General features: G+C 59.9%; 15 protein-coding genes. 4 read left to right on the top strand and 11 right to left on the bottom strand.

Going from position 1 to position 17388, the window contains the following annotated elements; all coding sequences use genetic code 11:
- Positions 1 to 20: 20 nt before the first annotated feature.
- From NCS02_RS33295 to NCS02_RS33320, 6 genes are all read right to left on the bottom strand, one after another.
- Positions 21 to 770, bottom strand: coding sequence for an IclR family transcriptional regulator (locus tag NCS02_RS33295; RefSeq protein WP_008345323.1), 750 nt, complete (start codon positions 768 to 770; stop codon positions 21 to 23).
- Between the two features lie 18 nt (positions 771 to 788).
- Positions 789 to 1541 carry an amino acid ABC transporter ATP-binding protein gene (locus NCS02_RS33300; RefSeq protein WP_008345322.1) on the bottom strand — a complete coding sequence of 251 codons (753 nt, stop codon included), beginning with the start codon at positions 1539 to 1541 and terminating at the stop codon, positions 789 to 791.
- Positions 1538 to 2182: an amino acid ABC transporter permease gene (locus NCS02_RS33305; RefSeq protein ID WP_250520479.1), complete on the bottom strand. Its 645-nt coding sequence runs from the start codon at positions 2180 to 2182 to the stop codon at positions 1538 to 1540. The genes NCS02_RS33300 and NCS02_RS33305 overlap by 4 nt, the downstream gene beginning before the upstream one ends.
- A 21-nt stretch (positions 2183 to 2203) precedes the next feature.
- Positions 2204 to 2920 (bottom strand): amino acid ABC transporter permease, encoded by a 717-nt coding sequence (locus tag NCS02_RS33310; RefSeq protein WP_008345320.1) that lies wholly within the window; start codon positions 2918 to 2920, stop codon positions 2204 to 2206.
- Positions 2921 to 2971: 51 nt separating this feature from the next.
- Positions 2972 to 3826: an ABC transporter substrate-binding protein gene (locus tag NCS02_RS33315; protein WP_250520480.1), complete on the bottom strand. Its 855-nt coding sequence runs from the start codon at positions 3824 to 3826 to the stop codon at positions 2972 to 2974.
- 361 nt (positions 3827 to 4187) lie between these two features.
- Positions 4188 to 4496, bottom strand: coding sequence for a hypothetical protein (locus NCS02_RS33320; protein ID WP_372492612.1), 309 nt, complete (start codon positions 4494 to 4496; stop codon positions 4188 to 4190).
- Between the two features lie 116 nt (positions 4497 to 4612).
- On the opposite strand from NCS02_RS33320, the gene NCS02_RS33325 reads away from it, so the two are divergent.
- Positions 4613 to 5068, top strand: coding sequence for a YaiI/YqxD family protein (locus NCS02_RS33325; RefSeq protein ID WP_008345317.1), 456 nt, complete (start codon positions 4613 to 4615; stop codon positions 5066 to 5068).
- A 10-nt stretch (positions 5069 to 5078) separates the two neighbouring features.
- Here NCS02_RS33325 and NCS02_RS33330 read toward each other — a convergent pair whose 3' ends face one another.
- The 3 genes from NCS02_RS33330 to NCS02_RS33340 form a co-directional block, all read right to left on the bottom strand.
- Positions 5079 to 5723: a DsbA family oxidoreductase gene (locus NCS02_RS33330; RefSeq protein ID WP_008345316.1), complete on the bottom strand. Its 645-nt coding sequence runs from the start codon at positions 5721 to 5723 to the stop codon at positions 5079 to 5081.
- A gap of 39 nt (positions 5724 to 5762) precedes the next feature.
- Positions 5763 to 5930, bottom strand: a complete 168-nt coding sequence (locus NCS02_RS33335; RefSeq protein WP_250457712.1) for a hypothetical protein — start codon at positions 5928 to 5930, stop codon at positions 5763 to 5765.
- A gap of 71 nt (positions 5931 to 6001) precedes the next feature.
- The gene (locus tag NCS02_RS33340) at positions 6002 to 7381 is read right to left on the bottom strand and encodes a replication initiation protein (protein ID WP_175982394.1); all 1380 of its coding nucleotides are present in this window, start codon (positions 7379 to 7381) and stop codon (positions 6002 to 6004) included.
- A 770-nt stretch (positions 7382 to 8151) separates the two neighbouring features.
- Between NCS02_RS33340 and NCS02_RS33345 the strand changes: the two genes are divergently transcribed.
- Both NCS02_RS33345 and NCS02_RS33350 read left to right on the top strand, forming a co-directional pair.
- Positions 8152 to 9360 (top strand): ParA family protein, encoded by a 1209-nt coding sequence (locus NCS02_RS33345; protein ID WP_033535672.1) that lies wholly within the window; start codon positions 8152 to 8154, stop codon positions 9358 to 9360.
- Positions 9357 to 10328: a ParB/RepB/Spo0J family partition protein gene (locus NCS02_RS33350; protein WP_250520481.1), complete on the top strand. Its 972-nt coding sequence runs from the start codon at positions 9357 to 9359 to the stop codon at positions 10326 to 10328. Before NCS02_RS33345 ends, NCS02_RS33350 begins: the two co-directional genes overlap by 4 nt.
- Positions 10329 to 11965: 1637 nt before the next feature.
- Here the strand turns inward: NCS02_RS33350 and NCS02_RS33355 are convergent.
- Positions 11966 to 12709 (bottom strand): hypothetical protein, encoded by a 744-nt coding sequence (locus NCS02_RS33355; RefSeq protein ID WP_175982393.1) that lies wholly within the window; start codon positions 12707 to 12709, stop codon positions 11966 to 11968.
- Between the two features lie 273 nt (positions 12710 to 12982).
- On the opposite strand from NCS02_RS33355, the gene NCS02_RS33360 reads away from it, so the two are divergent.
- Positions 12983 to 15484, top strand: a complete 2502-nt coding sequence (locus tag NCS02_RS33360; RefSeq protein WP_250523624.1) for a glycogen/starch/alpha-glucan phosphorylase — start codon at positions 12983 to 12985, stop codon at positions 15482 to 15484.
- Here NCS02_RS33360 and NCS02_RS33365 read toward each other — a convergent pair.
- Positions 15481 to 16887, bottom strand: coding sequence for a sugar porter family MFS transporter (locus tag NCS02_RS33365; RefSeq protein WP_008345310.1), 1407 nt, complete (start codon positions 16885 to 16887; stop codon positions 15481 to 15483). The genes NCS02_RS33360 and NCS02_RS33365 overlap by 4 nt on opposite strands.
- Between the last annotated feature and the right edge of the window lie 501 nt (positions 16888 to 17388).

A 17388-nucleotide genomic window follows, 5' to 3' on the forward strand; every position in this document is an offset into this window, starting at 1 on the left:
GTGCGTTCGCGTGATGTGCGCTATCGATGCGACAGCGCCTTCGCCGATTGCAGAAGGTCGTCGAGCATCGACTGGCGTCGCTCCGGATCGGTGTCGCGGCCCGTCATGAAGCACAGCGCCGCGATCGGCAGTCCGGCGCGATCGCGCACGGGCGCGGCCATGCACAGGCGAAACGCGTTCGACAAGCCTTCGGTGCAGCAATAGCCCTGATTCTTCGCGGCTTGCACATCGCGCATGAATTCATCGAAGTCGATGCGCACGCCGTTGTCGAGCGCGAAGTCTTCGGCGGGAATCAGGGCGCGGATTTCATCGGCGTTCAGGTGGCCGAGCAGCAGGCGTCCGGTCGCCGTCCACGGAATCGGCACGCGCACGCCGATATCCGAGCTGATGTTGAACGGCCGCGCGCTGTTTTCGGACAGCACCACGGTGTACTTGTTTCCTTCGAGCATGCAAAGCTGCGTGGTCTCGTCGTACTTGCGCACGAGCGCGAGTATCGACTGATGCGCGCGGCTGATGAGGTCGTTGTGCGTCGCGTAGTCGGAGCCGTAGTAATGCATCTCGCGTCCGAAGAACACGCTGCCATCGGCCGATGTCTCGAGCCAGCCCACTTCCGCCAGGATCGCGACCAGCTCGTAGATGCTCGAACGCGGCGCGCCGGTCGCTTCGATCAGCTCGCGCATCGTCATCGGGCGCTGCGCGAGATGCAATTGCCGGAACATGGCGATGACCCGATCGACTCCCCTCGCTCGCGACGATTCCGTGACTGCCATTCATTCGCTCCGTGTGCGTCAGTGGTCGAGCACGCGATGCAGGAACTGCCGCGTCCGCTCGTTGGATGGATTCACGAAAATCTGCTCCGGCTCGCCCTGCTCCGCGATCACGCCTTTGTCCATGAAGACGACCCGATCGGCGGTCTTGCGCGCGAAACCCATCTCGTGCGTGACGACGACCATCGTCATGCCATCGCGTGCGAGTCCGCGCATCACTTCGGTCACTTCGCCGACGAGTTCGGGATCGAGCGCCGAAGTCGCTTCGTCGAAGAACATGATGCCCGGCTCGACGGCGAGCGCCCGCGCAATCGCGACGCGCTGCTGCTGTCCGCCGGACAACTGGCTCGGATAATGATCCGCACGGTCGGCAAGCCCGACGCGATCGAGCACGTCCATCGCGCGCTTGCGGGCATCGGCGGGACTCATCTTGCGCGCCTTGATGAGCGCGAGCGTGACGTTGCCGAGCGCGGTCTTGTGCGGAAAAAGATTGAACTGCTGGAACACCATGCCGACGTGGCCGCGAATATCGCGCGCGCGTTTCGGGTCGTGCAGCGGCACTTCGTTGACCCATACTTCGCCGGAATCCGTCGTTTCGAGCCCCGCCATGATGCGCAGCACCGTGCTTTTGCCCGAACCCGACGCGCCGATCAGCACGAGCACTTCGCCCGCGCGCACGTCGAGATTGATCTCGTTGAGCACGCGCGTCGCGCCGAATGCTTTGCTGACGCCCGACAGCGAAATAATGGGCCTGGTCTGACTTTGATTGCTCACGACAGTCTCCTGCGGTCATGGTGGCGCACCCATTGCGAAAGCGGGAAGCACACGACGAAATAAATGAGTGCGACGAGTCCGTAAATCTCGACCGGCTTGCCGATGCGATCGACGATCGCCTGGCCGCCGTGCATCAGCTCCGACATGCCGATCATGCTGACGATCGACGTATCTTTGATAAGCGAAAGATATTGGCCGATGAGCGGCGGCAACACGATCCTGCCGGTCTGCGGCAACACGACGAACGCGAACGCCTGCGTGCGCGACAGACCGAGAATCTGCGAGACTTCCCACTGGCCTTTCGGCACCGCTTCGATCCCGGCGCGAAAAACTTCGGCGATATACGCGCCTTGATAAACGCTCAGGCCGAGCACGCCGGCGGCGAAAACATCGATCGCATAGCCGAAATACGAGACGCCGAAGTAGATGAACATCAGCGTGATGAGCACGGGCGTGCCGCGAAAGAGCTCGGTATAAAGCCGCGCGATGCGGTCCGTGCCCCACGGTCCGAACGATCGCAACACGGCGGCGAAAAGGCCGATCAGCGTGCCGCCGACGATCGACGCGACGGACAGCAAAAGCGTCGTCACGAGACCTTGCAGCAGGATCGACAGACTGGTTCTCAGCAGTTCAAATGACATGATCCGACTCCGGTTCGGGCATCAGGCGCGATTGGCGCGGCGCAACGCGAGGCCGCCGAAGCGTGCGCGCGGCCGGACGACGAGCGGCGGATGAAACATGCGCGCGCCGAGCTGACCCGCGATCCACGACAGCACGTTGCTCAGCACGAGATACGCGACGAGCACGACCGAAAACGTCTGCACGTAGAGCAGCGTGCGCGAATTGATGACGGTCGCGGTGCCGGTGAGTTCGGGCAGCGCGATCGCGGAGAGCAGCGACGTGCCGAGCAATAGCTGGATCAGATAGTTGACGATCGCCGGATAGACCGCGCGCGCGGCCTGCGGCAAGACGATTTCGGTGAAGATCTGCCCGCGTTCGAGGCCGAGAATGCCCGCGGCTTCGAGCTGTCCGCGCGGCACCGACTGAATGCCCGCGCGAAACACTTCCGACAGATAAGCGCCGACGTTCAGGCCCAGCGCGATCACGCCGGCCCAGTAGGCATCGAGCGCAATGCCCGCCGACGGCAAGCCGAAGAACACGATGAATATCTGCAAAAGAACCGGCGTATTGCGGATGACTTCGACATACGCGCGCGCGACGAAGCGGATCGCGGCCATCGGCGACAGGCTCGCCAGCGCGGCCAGCAAGCCGAGCACCAGCGACAGCACGAACGCGAGAAGCGTCACCTGCAGCGTCAGCCATCCGGCTTTCAGGAACTCGGGGACGTAGCCCCACAAGGTCAGCCATTCGTAGTTCATCTCGGCCTCCGCATCCGTCCGGTCTCGTGCGATATCGACATCACTTCATCCTCAGAACTGCGGATTGAGCGGGAAATGCGGATCGGTGCCGAACCACTTCTTGTAGAGCTGCGCGTTGAGCTTCGAAGCGTTGATGTTGAAGAGGAACAGGTTCAGATAGTTGAGCCACGCCTGATCGCCGGCCTTCACGCCGAAGCCGTTGTATTCGAGCGGCACGAGTGCTTCGTTCGTGACGGTCAATTCGGGATCGAGCTTCGCCTGATACGCGAGGAAGTTGTTGTCCTCGATCATCGCGTCGGCCTGGCCTTGCTTGACGGCGAGAATCGCGGCCTGCGAGCTGTCGTATTCCTGGATCTTGATCGGGATGTTCAGCGAGCGGACTTCATCGCCGTTGGTCGAGCCCTTGACGGTCGCGATCGTGCGGTTGCCCATGTCCTGAACCGACTTGATGCCGCTGCTCTTCCTGACCAGCAGCGCCTCGCTCGCGACGACATACGGCGTCGTGAATTCGATGACCTTCGCGCGCTCCAGATTGCGCGTGAAGTTGCAGAACACGACATCGACCTTGCTCGTCTGCAGGTTCGGGATGCGGTTCGCGCTCGTCGTGTTCACGACTTCGAGCTTCACACCCATCTGCCTGGCGAGTTCCTTGGCGAGATCGACGTCGTAGCCGTCGGGCTGACCATCCTTGTCGTAGAAGCCGAACGGCGCGAACGTCAGACAGTCGCCGACCCGCAACGTCCCGCGCTGCAGAACCGCCTGAAGCGTCGACGAACCTGCCGCCGCCCCGGCGTTTGCGCCGCCGCCTTCGGCCGGCGTGGAAACCTTGGTGCAGGCGGCCAACGCCAGCGCGCCGGCGATGACGAACAGCGAAACGGTTCTGACGCCTATGTTCGAGAGTTTCATGAGCAGGTCCTTTCGAAGGATGGTTAGGAGGAACCGGTTCCAGAACCGGCTCAGAGCGAAACGCGAAAGTTCGCCTATGTCCGATATACCGGACAGACATCTGGCGTATCGGATCGAACTTCAGTGTTGGATGAGAAAATTCCGAGCACAAGCGGCCCGAACCCTAATTGGCGAGGGTTTTTTGATCAGATAGGGGATGCGGCTACAAACGCAGCCGGCTGACGAGCCGCCAGGACGCGCGAGCGGCGCGGCGGAATCACGGAAGCGATGGTTCGACGTTCGGCCGCGCGGCCCGACCCGGCCGAACCGGGTCATGGATTTTGCGTTCTATGTCTCGCGAGCCGGAACGTCGCGTCGGAAGCTACTGGCTGGCGCCCGCTCCGATCCCCGCTTTCTTCTGAGCGTTCTGCAAGTCCTGGGGATAGTTGGGATCATTCGCGCGGCCGGGGTTATAGCCCGCGTCCTCGAGTTTCTTCAGCTCGGCGTTCTTCTTGTCGCGCGCCTGTTTTCGTGCGGCTTTTTTCTCGGCTTTCGTCATGGACGCAGCTTGCGTCGCGCCGGTTGCGGTCGAACCGGTATCCTGCGCATAGGAAAGCGAGGCCGCGGATGCGCCCGCCACGCCCAGGAAGAATGACACGGCAATGCTTGCTAGCTTCGTTCTCACGGTGATTCTCCGTTCGCCTGGAGGACTTGCGTTGAGGAAAGTATAGGGCGCGCGTTTCGGCACTGCGCCCATCGAGCATGCGACTTTCATTCGTCACGACATAACTTATCGGAAGCCAACGGATGCAAATCATCGTCGATGCCGACGCCTGCCCCGCCGTCGTGAAGGATATTCTCTTTCGCGCAGGCACACGCATGAAGGTGCACGTGACGCTCGTCGCGAATCAGTTTTTGCGCACGCCGCCCTCGCCGTGGATCCGCGCGATTCAGGTGCCCGCCGGTTTCGATGTCGCCGACGCGCGCATCGTCGAGATGGCGCAGGCTGGCGATCTCGTCATCACGGCGGACATTCCGCTCGCGGCGGCGGTGATCGCAAAGGGCGCGTTCGCGCTCGATCCGCGCGGCGAATGGATGAACGCGGAGAACATCGAGGAACGTCTGTCGATCCGCGCGATGATGGATCAGTTGCGCGGCTCCGGCGTGCAGACCGGCGGGCCGCCGCCGTACGCGCCGCGCGACGGCAAGAACTTCGCCGCGCAGCTCGACCGTTTTCTCGCGAAGCAGCGGACGCCCGATTGAGCAGGCGGCTTCAGGCGGTCCCGTCGATGATCTTCCGGATCGCTTCCTCGAACGCCTCGGAAGGCTGCCCGCCGCTCACCAAATACTTCTGGTCGAAGATGATCGCCGGCACGGACTGAATGCCGAGTTGCTGGAACTCGCGCTCTTCGGCGCGGACTTCGTCGGCGTACGCACCGCTTTGCAGCACCGTGCGCGCCTCGTCGCCATCGAGCCCGGCGCTGCGAGCCGCTTCGATCAGGACGTCGGGGTCGCTCGTATCCTTGCCGTCACCGTGATAAGCGCGCAGCAGCGCGAGCTTGAGCGGCAGTTGCTTGCCTTCGATGCGCGCCCAATGCAGCAGCCGATGAGCATCGAACGTGTTGTAGACCCACTTGCGTTCGCCGAACGCGAAGCCTTCGCGCGCGCCGCGCTCGCGGATCATCGCCTGCGTCTCGCCGATCTGTTCGGGCGTGCGGCCATATTTGCGGCCGAGATAATCGACGATGCGCTCGCCTTGCGGACTCATGTCCGGATTCAGTTCGAAGGGATGAAGGGTGATGCGCGCATCGACGGTATCGCCGAGACGCTCCAGCGCGCGTTGCAGCGAAGAGAGTCCGACGGCGCACCACGGGCACGCGATATCGGAGACGAAGTCGATTTGGAGAGTGCGGGACATGAGGTTCGTGAAGATTGGAATCGAGTCGGACAGACTAGCTCAAATCGCCGATATCGGTTTGCGCGTGCCCTTCGCGGCATCCGCGAACAGGTCGAAGACTGGATTCACGATTTCGACGCGCTCGAACTGGAGCCGGAAGAGCGTCAGGGCGGAACGTGGCTCGAGCCGATAGTGCGAATGCCCAATGTCGTTCTTGCCGTCGCGCATGGGGATCGCGAAGCAAATGGTGGCGCGGTTGCTAAAGACCGTTAGTTGCGATCGATGCGATTGCGTAATGGTCAGTCCCTGCCCTTCGCGCTTTTCGACTTGTTGAAGACGTAGCCCGAGAAGCCGTCTCTCAGATCGGGATATTTCTGAATGATGGTTTCGACGAGCTCGCTCGATGGATCGATGCCCAATCTGCGCAGCGTCAGCTTTCCCGCCGGACTCGTCTTGTAGGTGCGCCGCCAGTCTTCGCGCTGCCGCGGCGTCGCGGCTTCGTACATCTCCCAGCCGCGACGGACTTCATCGACGATCCGGTTCTGAGCGTTCACATCCTGTGCCGCGACCTGCAATGCCCGACGCGCCTCGGCCTGTTGCTTCGCTTCAGTGTCGCGTTGATCGGTCAGCGCCAGATTCTCCTGAATCTGAACCATCTGGCGTTCCGCATCCGAGACGATCCAGCCTTCCTTCAGCGCTTTCATGAAGAAGCCCGCCGGACTCTTCGACACCTTGCCGAGCTTGAGGCTGAAACGCGTACGCTCGATTGCCTGCTCCAGACGTTCGTCGGTGAAGGTATCGCGGTCGGAAGCGATCTGATTCAACTGCGCGCTGGACAGACCGATTTCCTGTTTCAGCGTCAGATACAGCGCCTGCGCGTGCTCGTGCGTATGCAGCAGGCGCTCGGCCATTTCCTTGCGCTCGACGCGAAATCGCATGCGTCCGATCTTGCGTGAACCCGGTTCATTGCGCGTCTCATACGAGAGGGAAAGATCGGATACCTCATTAATCTGATCCACCGCCGGAGCGAGCCAGTCGCGCTTGAAGTATTTGAATTCCTGCGCTTTTGCGCCCATCGTCCCCTGCCAGGCACGCAATTCGTCGAGCGTGAACCAATCGGTTATACCCTCGGACGCGTAGGGAAGCAGATGGTCGTACATCACGCGCGCATAGCTGAGCGTGAAAAGCGACGTGATGCGCAAGCTCAGCCAATGCGATTTCCCGGGACCGCGAATGATTCCGATGAGATCGGGCGGAACGCGGAACTGAAACCGTCCGCCGACGTATGAGATGCGTCCAATCAGTTGAACCGATCCGAACGGCTTGGAGCCATCGGCGTCGGCTTCCGCGGTCGCCTGAATGAGCGCCCTCTGCGCCTCGGTGATCACCTGTTCCAGATGCGCGTTGTTCCGGCTCGAGTAGCGCATGAGCCACTTGAAATAGTCGAGCTCGACGTCGTACAGGTCGTGAATCTTTTCTTCTTGCGCGACGATGAAATAGGCCGCGTCAATCAAGCGACGAGCCGCCACGCCAAGATCGACGATGCGGATCAGGACGTTCTTGCGCGAAAAGCCGATGTCCGAGCGGGCGGCGTCGACGGGCAAGCCCTGCGCATTGGCATCGTCGAATAGGGCCAGCGCCAGTTGTCTGGACGTGGCCACCTGCCCTGCTGTCGTCATTCCGTCTCCGTGTCCGGCGCTAGTTCATTGTGTCGAGCGGTACGTTAACGGCTGCAAGGTGAGCTGTCAACACAAACTACCTCACCTTTTGCAGGCGCGGACACAGGAAACCTCACCATTGCGTCGCAACCTACACAAATTTCCTCACCATTCTTGCCTAGACGCCTCACCTTGGGGTCCACTTCATCTCACCTTGACGGGGTAAACACAGCACCTTGACGCTCAATCAACATCACTTCAAGCACACTTTTCCTCACCTTATGGGTGTAAGTCGTTGATTTCATGAGCGTGCGCGTGAGAGGTTAGTGGTGGTGAGTCTTTGTGTTTACAAAAATAACTAACCAACGGCCTTACTCATATAGACGGTGCATTTGATTTTTAACCAGCGGGACTATGGCGTTCCGCGCGCTTCGTTTAGGTGAAGTGAATTGTGACCAGCCGTCGAGACGCTGGAATCCAACTGCGCCGACGTTCGCGGAGGTGAGGTTTTTTGTGATGGGATCCGGCGTTCCACTGAGCTTCCGATGCCGTGGAGCGTTTCGCTGTCCTCTGAGCGTTTCGGGAATCACTGAAGATAGCTTGTATAAGTGGTTGATCTTATTAATAGTCTTGCACCTCCGCCCCGGTGCTTGCAAATTTCGATCAATTCCAATAGCTATTCATCACTGCGGCGAGTATTCTACGGTTCGACATCTAGTTACACCAAAACCGTGGAAACATCGGCGAGCGTGAAGAAAACGCCTCACCGTGGACTAAAAAGGAAGCACCGAATGAATTTGAGCGAACTGCCAGGGATTAATCGAAGGGTGAAGCTCTCCAACCTAGGAGAATTCGCCGAGCGTTTGTCGGTCATGACGAACGAACTGCGTGATCAGATCTTGGCACCACGGCCAAGGAAGACAGCGCCCGTGTTTACGATAGGCGAGCTGTCGGACATGTGCGGGATCGACCGGCAGAAGATCAATTATCTGGCGACAAAGGAAGGTACTGACCTCCCGCCGGGTGAAACGCACGGAACCGGGCGTGCGCGTATCTTCTCTCTGAAGGATGCCCGAACGTGGGTTCAGCAGGTCTCGGACATTTATCAGACGCCGCTTGTCACTGGTACGCGCGAACATCGCGGTAGGGTGTTAATCACGGCGAACTTTAAAGGCGGGTCGTGCAAGACGACGACGTCGATGTGCATCGGCCAAGGATTGAGCTTGCGTGGTCGCAAGGTTCTCATGATCGACCTCGACCCACAAGCGTCGCTTTCGGAGTTGTGCGGCCTGTACGCGGAAAAGGACGTGACTTGGGAGGATACGGTCCTGCCATACATTTACGATCCGGACATGGAAGGCGGTCTCGCGTCGAAAGTGCAAAGCACGTATTGGGACGGACTCGATGTGATTCCGGCACACAACTATCTTCACGACGCCGAATTCCATCTGCCTACTGCGCAGAAGACGAACGCGAACTTCGAGTTCTGGTCGGTGTTGCGAAAAGGGATTGAGCCGCTGCGCGCGGAGTACGACTACATCATCCTGGATACCGCGCCTTCGCTCTCTTATATGACGCTGAACGGATTGATGGCGGCCGATTCGATGGTCATGCCGCTCGTACCCGAAAGTCTCGATTTCATTTCGTCGGTGTCGTTCTGGTCGTTGTTCGCTGAAGTCGCGAATGGTTTCGTCGAACACGAAGTCGACAAAACATATGACTTCGTTTCGGTGCTTCTCTCGCGGGTCGACTATGGCAATACATCTTCGGCGCCGGTCGTGCGCTCATGGTCTCAGCGCGCGTATGGCGACTGGTTGCACACCACTGAGATTCCGGCGAGTTCAGTCATGAGCAATGGCGCGTTGGCTTTTTCTACTGTCTTCGATCTTTCACGGGCCGAGACAGTCGCGAAAACTTTGGCGCGCGTAAAACAGCCGATGGTCGACTACTGCAAATGGATCGATGACCAGTACGTTGAGCAATGGAGGGCGGGACAATGAGCAGCCTTCGCGACCGAATGATGAGCAAGACCGCGGAAGTGCGTGCGGCAAAGGACATCCAACTCGATCCGCAGCAAGAGAAGGCGACGAGTCCGCGCACTGCGCCCGGAATGGCAGCGGCGTTGGCCTCGGCGCAGCAGCGCATCGCGCAACTCGAGCAGGCAGGTCCTGCGTCGGAAGCGCCGGTGTCGGAGATCGTTCCGAATCCCTGGCAGCCTCGGCAAGTATTCAACGACGCGAAGCTTGTGCAACTCGCCGAGTCGATCCGCGAAGCGGGTCTCGTACAGCCGATCGTTGTACGGCGCATCGGCACCGGATACCAGATCGTGGCGGGTGAGCGTCGCTGGCGCGCGCATAAGATGATCGGTAAGGAATCGATCAAGGTTCTTGTCGTCGATCTTTCCGACGAAGAGATGGCGATGCTTGCCCTCGTCGAAAACGTAGCGCGTGAAGATCTGTGCGACTACGAGATCTCGCGATCGATTCGACGGACCGAAAAGGAATTTCCTAACCGCAAGCGCATGGCTGAAGCGTTGGGCATCTCGCGCTCCGAGTTGTACCGGTATCTTTCGTTTGGCGAGTTGCCGGATTTCGTCGTGCAGGATCTAGATGTGCAGCCTCGCCTGTTGGGAGCCACGGCCGCGGAGAATGTCGTCTCGGTACTGCGCGGGCGGAACGCGGCGGCGTTCGACATTGCCAAGGGCCTTTGGGCGCGCGTCGTTTCGGGCGATCTGGATCAGTCGAAATTTGGCAAGGCGATCAAGCAGGCGTTGGATGACGAGCGCAAGCCGGCGCCGGCCGTAAGCGATCGCAGTATCGACAAGATTTTTGCGGGTGGATCGCAGGCAGGGTCGATCACGAGAGACTCAATGGGGCTCACGGTCAAGATCAAAGCCGGATTACTGACCGAAGAAAAGGAACGGCAAATTCGGGAGTTGGTTACACAGTTGTTTGCCGATAACAGCTAGTCGATTCCCTCCAGCAATTGGTCTTGATGCGGTGCGCTCGGCATCTGGGTCAATTTCCGAAGCTCCAAGAGTGTCTCAACTTGGGACACGCGCAGCGCGAAGTCACGCTCGTGCACTTCCTCTAGGTTGATCTAGCGAGTGTCCCGACTTGGGACACTCGATCTCCGCAGCAACGTCGGCCGTTCACGCCCCGGGCGCAAACTTTCCCACATCCGCGCATCGACACGACCCGCACGGTTGTTTGCACGCGAACTCGTGGACTGGGGCAATTTCCCATTGGAACAAGCTGTCTCAACGGCAGGACTATTGATGGCACGCACCATCGATGCAGATGAGGCGCGCGAAATATCTCGATCTCGATCCAGGCGCATGGTCATCCGGTTTGGCGCAGAGGACGACGCAGCCACTACTCCAAGCGCGTCGATGCGAGTCACTCTCAGCGTGGGTGAATAGCAGCTTGGGAAAGGCGGAGCCCGCCAGCATCCGAAGCTTGAATGTAAAGCCTGAACGTCCTCTTAGCGATGCGAAACCAACGGAGAAGCCGGTCACCGCCACTCGAGCAAGCACTTCGCCTGGAAGCTGCTGAACAATGATCGCTCCGATCGTTCGTGAAACAATCGACGCCGCGTTTCCACTCCTGCGATCGCTAGACAGGACGGGCTTGGCGGCCCATTTTCAAGGGTGATCTGGGAGGATGTTTCACGAAATCGTCTGCGTGAACACAGGGTATCGGCATAAAAGGAACCGGCGAGCGCTCCCAAACGCGCATGACGGCCGCATCGTGACGAATAAGACGAAAAATGTAGCGCCCGATACGTCCGCAATGAGGCGTCGAAGCTGCGTGAGACGGCGTTTCGCTGGTCGCGGCGAAGAACACCCGTCGCGACTCCGGATGGGGCGACGGAAGACATCGATGCGCCAGACCAACCTTCATAAAATGCTGCGCGGATCAGCAAACTTTCCGCTTGCTCCCTCGTCCATTCAGACTGCTTGCCGCCCGCGTGCTGGTGAAAAAGCTCGGACGGAACATGCGCGAGCCGCAGGTATCTGAAAGTTAGGCTCAGCGTCCCCGCGCGTTCGCTCTCGCGAACTTCCGCGCGCGCGACAATCCCGAAGAGCGCTCATCACGCGCGACCGGGATCAGTCGCGGGAAGAAAACGTCGAGCACCGCGACCATCGAGAGCAATACGACGGCAACGAAGACCATCGTGCCAAGAAACTCGAGCAAAGACATATTCACCTCGTCCGGTCGCATAGTTTTGTATTGGAGATCTACTGGACTCAGTGTGAGCGAGGCATGGCAAAGTCGATGTCGCGATCAGCCGGGACAACAGGCATCTGTTCGACGCTTCAAATTTCCGTCCGCGCTTAATGTCTGGAATGCGCGCGGGCTGACCGAAATGCGTCCGCGGGCGTCCGGCGCGTCGAAATTCAAAGTCAGACGCAAGTGGCGAGTTGTCGGCGGAAAGGCCCTTGCGCAACGCCTACCTTGTATATTTCTTCGGTATCCGAAATAATATGGCCGTGAAAATGCGCGCGGGATGCTTAGCGCAAATAAATCCGGACGGGCAAAGCTCAACAGGCCGCCGGCATTCCGATCCGCAACTGGGAGTGCGCGACGCGCACTCCACGCGACATCACTTCGTAGCGGCCACCACGAAGGCGTCTGATCTGTCAGGTAGCGTCAAAGCTCCTAATACCTGACTGTTGCTGAAAAAAACGACGCCCGTAAGCTTCGCACCCGGATATATGCAGGGCGCGGGTCCAAACGTGATCGTGGCGTCCAGCACGTCTTTGTCGCCATGAGGCGTGGCGGCTCCGCTGAACGTGCAGCCGCTCAAGCCTTCACCCTTGATCGAGCCGTCCTGCCCGATTACAAAAGTGGCGGTCTCGCCGTCCTTCGTCGATCCGGCCGCGCCCGAATACGTCCCGGCAACGGACGACAGCGCCACCGGACGTTCATAGTTGGCGTCATAAACCACGTTGAACTTGATGCTGTTCTGCTTCGCCGTGCTCGTATAGATCACGCCCTGAACGCTGTTCTTCGCGTTGTAGCCCGCGAGGACGGGCGTATCGGTCGCAGCCTTGCCGCTTATGTCGAAGGTGCGCGCATTGTCCGACTGAAAAGTGCCATGAGATGCGGATGCCGCACCCTGTACCAGACCTAGCGCGTTTGTCGTCGTGTTCGCATACACGAAATAGAAAGCGCCAGTCTCGAGCACTACGCCGCCCACGACGTTGCCGTTCGCATCGGTTCCGGAATAAAGGCCTTGTGCAGCGTTAGCCTCGGGCGCGCTCGGCGCATTATCGGAACTGCCGCCGCCCCCACCGCATGCGGCCAAAACGACTGTAACTGCAGATACTGCGACGACGCGTTTCATATTTTTCTGATGTCTGAACTTGCGCTAGCGGCAAGCGAATGAAATAAGCGATGACCGGAATCTTGAACGGGTCCGACAGCCTTTGAAGCGGAAGGCCATCGCGGCCCCGCGATTGCCGAATTTGGCCTTCCCCTTGGGGATAACGGCATGGAAGCGCACGACTTGAGGGCGTATGCTATTCATCGATGCGCCATGACGCAGCACTGTCAACGGCCGGACATAGAGCCGGCACATTCTTGTCGAAGCCCGCTACGCAGGGAGAGAGGACAGATCATGGATGACACGCCCACCATCGAATCGCGGATCAGCGTCGAGCCCGCGCGCAGCGGACTTGGCGTCGAGGCGCTGCAGCGCGATATCGTCGATAACCTCATCTGTCTGCAGGCGCGCTATCCGGAGATCGCCACGCCGCACGACTGGTACATGGCGCTCGCCTACGCCGTCCGCGACCGGATGATGACCCGCCGAGTCGCCACCACGCACACCTATGTAGCGCGCGACGCAAAAGTCGCGTGTTATCTGTCCGCTGAATTTCTCATCGGCCCGCAGCTCGGCAACAACCTGATCAATCTCGGCATCGAAAGCAACGCGCGCGAAGCGTTGCAGGCGCTCGGACTCGACCTCGATACGCTGCTGTCGATCGAAGAGGAACCGGGCCTTGGCAACGGCGGCCTCGGACGCCTGGCCGCGTGCTATCTCGACTCGCTTTCCACGCTCGAAATCCCGGCGATCGGTTACGGAATCCGCTATGAGTTCGGCATCTTCGATCAGGAAATCCGCGACGGCTGGCAAGTGGAAATCACCGACAAATGGCTGCAGAAGGGCAACCCGTGGGAAATCCTGCGCCCGGACGTCGCGTTCTACGTGAACTTCGGTGGCCGCACCGAAAGCTCGACCGATGAAGCCGGCCGCTTTCATGTGCGCTGGATTCCTGCCTATACGGTCAAAGGCGTGGCCTGCGATACGCCGATCCCCGGTTTTCACGTCAATACATGTAACTCGTTGAGGCTCTGGAAAAGCGAGGCAGTCGAGTCGTTCGATCTTCAGGATTTCAATGCCGGCGACTATTACGAAGCCGTGCACGAGAAGGTGCTTTCGGAGACGCTGTCGAAGGTGCTTTATCCAAATGACGAGCCCGAAGCGGGTAAGCGCTTGCGGCTCGCGCAGCAGTACTTCTTCGTTTCGTGTTCGTTGCAGGACATGTTGCGCCTGCTTGCGCTCAAGGGCGAGCCGATCAATCGCTTGCCGGACATGTTCACGGCGCAATTGAACGACACGCATCCGTCGATAGCCGTCGCCGAGTTGATGCGCCTGCTCGTGGATGAGCGGCAACTGCCTTGGGACGACGCCTGGGACATCACGCAGCGCACGCTCGCCTATACGAATCACACGCTGTTGCCCGAAGCGCTCGAAACGTGGGGCTTGCCATTGTTTCAGGGCTTGTTGCCGCGATTGATCGAGATCATCTACGAGATCAATCGCCGCTTCCTCGATGATGTCCGCCAACGATATCCCGGCGATGAAGCGCGGATCGCGCGCATGTCGCTGATCGACGAAAGCGGCACGAAGCGCGTACGCATGGCGCATCTTGCGACGGTCGGCAGTCACGCGATCAACGGTGTGGCCGCGCTCCATTCGGCACTGCTCGAAAAGACGGTGCTGCGAGATTTCGCCGAGCTATGGCCCGAGCGCTTCCATAACGTGACCAACGGCGTCACGCCGCGCCGCTTCATGATGCTCAGCAATCCGGGTCTCGCGAAACTGCTGGACGAGGGGCTGGGGGAAGGTTGGGCGACCGATCTCGGCAGACTGCGCAAGCTGTCCGAATACGCCGACGATGCCGCATTTCAGGAACGCTGGCGCAACGTGAAGCAGGCGAACAAGCAGATCCTCGCGGATAAGATCAAGAGCGCGACGGGCATCGTCGTCGATCCTGCGGCGCTGTTCGACATACAGGTCAAGCGAATCCACGAGTACAAGCGGCAACATCTGAACGCGCTATACATCGTGACGCAGTACATGCGTCTGCGCCGCGATCCACAACTCGCGCTGACGCCGCGCTGCTTCGTATTCGGCGGCAAGGCCGCGCCTGGCTACGCGATGGCCAAGCTCATCATCCGGCTGATCAACGGCATCGCTGAAGTCGTGAACGACGATCCCGCGATGAACGGCCGCCTGAAAGTCGTATTCTTCCCGGACTTCAACGTCAAGAACGCACACTTCATTTACCCGGCTGCGGACCTGTCCGAGCAGATCTCGACCGCGGGCAAGGAGGCTTCGGGCACCGGAAACATGAAGTTCATGATGAACGGCGCGTTGACCATCGGTACGCTCGATGGCGCGAATATTGAGATGCGCGAAGAAGTCGGCGATGAAAACTTCTTCCTGTTCGGCCTGAATGCGGACGAAGTGGAACGCGTGAAGCGCGAAGGGTATCGTCCGGCCGATTATGCGGATGCGAATCAGACGTTGCGGGAAGTGCTGGAGCTGATCGGCAGCGGGCACTTCTCGCGCGGAGATCGAGAGATGTTCCGTCCGCTGGTCGACAACCTGCTGCACCACGATCCGTTTCTGGTGCTTGCCGACTATGCCGCGTACGTCGCGCGTCAGGAGGATGTGAGCGCCGCCTGGCGCGACGAGCGGCGCTGGACTCGCATGTCCATCCTGAATACCGCCTATGCAGGCAAGTTCTCTTCGGACCGCGCGGTTCACGAATATTGCGAGCGGATCTGGAATATCCGCCCCGTGAAGATTTCCATCGAACGACGAAACTAGTTTTTCTTCCCGAGATCGCGCAGACGCTTGCCGGCCATCAGATCGTTGCCGAGTTTCTCGAGCGAAACGCCGCGCGTCTCGGGCACGTAGAAGAACACGACGACCGCAAAGATGACGTTGAGGATCGCATAGAGCACGAAGGTGTTCGCTTCGCCGACAGTCGACAGCAAGCTCAGGAACGTGGCCGCGACCGCCATGTTGGCGACCCAGTTGACGAGCGTCGAAACGGCGATGCCGAAGTCGCGCCCTTGCTGCGGCTGGATCTCCGAGCACAGGATCCAAACGAGCGGGCCGGCAGACATGGCGAACCCCGCGATGAAAAGCAGCAGCGACGCGACCGCCAGAATCTGTGCCGTGAGGCCGGCGACTCCGGCATGCAGCAGGAACCCGAGCGAGCACATGCCGATTGCCATGATGGCGCATCCCGCATAGAGGATCGGCTTGCGGCCCCAACGATCGACGAAGGCAATCGCGCCGAAGGTCGCAATGACGTTGACGAGGCCGACGATGACTGTCGCCCACAGTTGCTGTTCATGAGTCGCGAAGCCGGCCAGTTCGAAGATGCGCGGAGCGTAGTACATCACGACGTTGATGCCGGTGAGTTGCTGGAACACCTGCAGCACGACTCCGAGCAATACCGAGCGACGGAAGTTCGCGTTTTGCCGCAACAGGCTCCATCCTCGCTGGGGCCGCGTGTTGTCTTCGTTGACCTGCTCGAGTTCGGCTTGCACGTCGGCGGGATTGGCGTAGAAGCGTTGAAGGACGGCGCGCGCTTCGTCGGCGCGGTTGCGCTGAAGCAGCCAGCGCGGGCTATCGGGAAGGGCGAGCACGCCTGCGAGGAAGAAGACGGCGGGAATCGCGATGACGCCGAGCATCCAGCGCCAGTCGGCCACGTACGACAGTCCGATGTTCGACAGGAAGGCGGCCAGGATTCCGACGGTAATCATCAACTGATACGTCGAGATCATCGCGCCGCGTACTTGTCGCGGCGCAACCTCCGAAAGATAAAGCGGCGCGGTGAAGGACGCCATTCCGACCGCGAGGCCCAGCAGCAAGCGTGCGCCGATCAGATGAGCCGGACTCGCCGCGAACCCGGACCATAGCGATCCCGCAATGAAGAGTATCGCCGCCAGCACGAGCGCATAGCGGCGTCCGAGACGCCACGATAGCCAGCCCGCACCCAGTGCGCCGATCGCCGCGCCTACCATCATCGAGCTGACGATCCATTCTTGTGCGCGATCGCTCAGAACAAAATGCTTCGCGATGAAAGGCAGTGCGCCCGAGATCACCCCGATGTCGAGGCCGAACAGCAGGCCGGCGAGCGCCGCCATCAGGCAGACGAAGAGACCATATCGTCCGGTTTTCGTGGATGTCGGGACGCTGCGGTCGGCGAGGGTGCTCATCTGAGTTGTCTCCAGGTTGCAGGTTGCGCTTCAAACCGGTCACGGTGGCAGTCGGGCGGCTTTGCTTCGACCATGCGACTGCGCACATGATCGAAGATGAGAATTAGCGCGGGATGAGCGCGCGATGAAGGACGCCTGAATCGTGTGACCGGCCGACATCGTACCGGTGAGCGTCAATTGCCGCCCAATGCCATCGCCTCGTTGTTGTGCCTGGTCAATTCTTCGTGCGCGCGTGCGATCTGACGTGCACAGACGCCGGTGACACGCGCCGCTGCTCGGCTTCGAATTTGCCGCCCGAAATGACCCGATTATTTTTTTTGGAAAAGGCGCTTGACGTGGTCGAAATAGCCCCGCATAATTCGCCTCCCGTTGAATGACGGCGCGCAAGAAAGCAAGCGAATAGCGAAGCAAATAACTGCGCAAATGCTCTTTAAAAACTAACAGCCGATAAGTGTGGGCGCTTGATGGCGAGTGCGGCTGGTTCTTCGGAATCGGCGATAG

Origin of the sequence: Caballeronia sp. NCF2, assembly GCF_023631205.1 — a bacterium.
Taxonomy (GTDB): domain Bacteria; phylum Pseudomonadota; class Gammaproteobacteria; order Burkholderiales; family Burkholderiaceae; genus Caballeronia; species Caballeronia zhejiangensis.

What these genes read in the sequence shown, in the direction of transcription:
- NCS02_RS33315 (WP_250520480.1), bottom strand. Translation starts at nt 3,826, where the DNA reads ATGAAACTCTCGAACATAGGCGTCAGAACCGTTTCGCTGTTCGTCATC.
- NCS02_RS33355 (WP_175982393.1), bottom strand. Translation starts at nt 12,709, where the DNA reads ATGAAACGCGTCGTCGCAGTATCTGCAGTTACAGTCGTTTTGGCCGCA.
- NCS02_RS33325 (WP_008345317.1), top strand. Translation starts at nt 4,613, where the DNA reads ATGCAAATCATCGTCGATGCCGACGCCTGCCCCGCCGTCGTGAAGGAT.
- NCS02_RS33330 (WP_008345316.1), bottom strand. Translation starts at nt 5,723, where the DNA reads ATGTCCCGCACTCTCCAAATCGACTTCGTCTCCGATATCGCGTGCCCG.
- NCS02_RS33365 (WP_008345310.1), bottom strand. Translation starts at nt 16,887, where the DNA reads ATGAGCACCCTCGCCGACCGCAGCGTCCCGACATCCACGAAAACCGGA.
- NCS02_RS33295 (WP_008345323.1), bottom strand. Translation starts at nt 770, where the DNA reads ATGGCAGTCACGGAATCGTCGCGAGCGAGGGGAGTCGATCGGGTCATC.
- NCS02_RS33350 (WP_250520481.1), top strand. Translation starts at nt 9,357, where the DNA reads ATGAGCAGCCTTCGCGACCGAATGATGAGCAAGACCGCGGAAGTGCGT.
- NCS02_RS33345 (WP_033535672.1), top strand. Translation starts at nt 8,152, where the DNA reads ATGAATTTGAGCGAACTGCCAGGGATTAATCGAAGGGTGAAGCTCTCC.
- NCS02_RS33335 (WP_250457712.1), bottom strand. Translation starts at nt 5,930, where the DNA reads ATGCGCGACGGCAAGAACGACATTGGGCATTCGCACTATCGGCTCGAG.
- NCS02_RS33360 (WP_250523624.1), top strand. Translation starts at nt 12,983, where the DNA reads ATGGATGACACGCCCACCATCGAATCGCGGATCAGCGTCGAGCCCGCG.
- NCS02_RS33305 (WP_250520479.1), bottom strand. Translation starts at nt 2,182, where the DNA reads ATGTCATTTGAACTGCTGAGAACCAGTCTGTCGATCCTGCTGCAAGGT.
- NCS02_RS33340 (WP_175982394.1), bottom strand. Translation starts at nt 7,381, where the DNA reads ATGACGACAGCAGGGCAGGTGGCCACGTCCAGACAACTGGCGCTGGCC.
- NCS02_RS33310 (WP_008345320.1), bottom strand. Translation starts at nt 2,920, where the DNA reads ATGAACTACGAATGGCTGACCTTGTGGGGCTACGTCCCCGAGTTCCTG.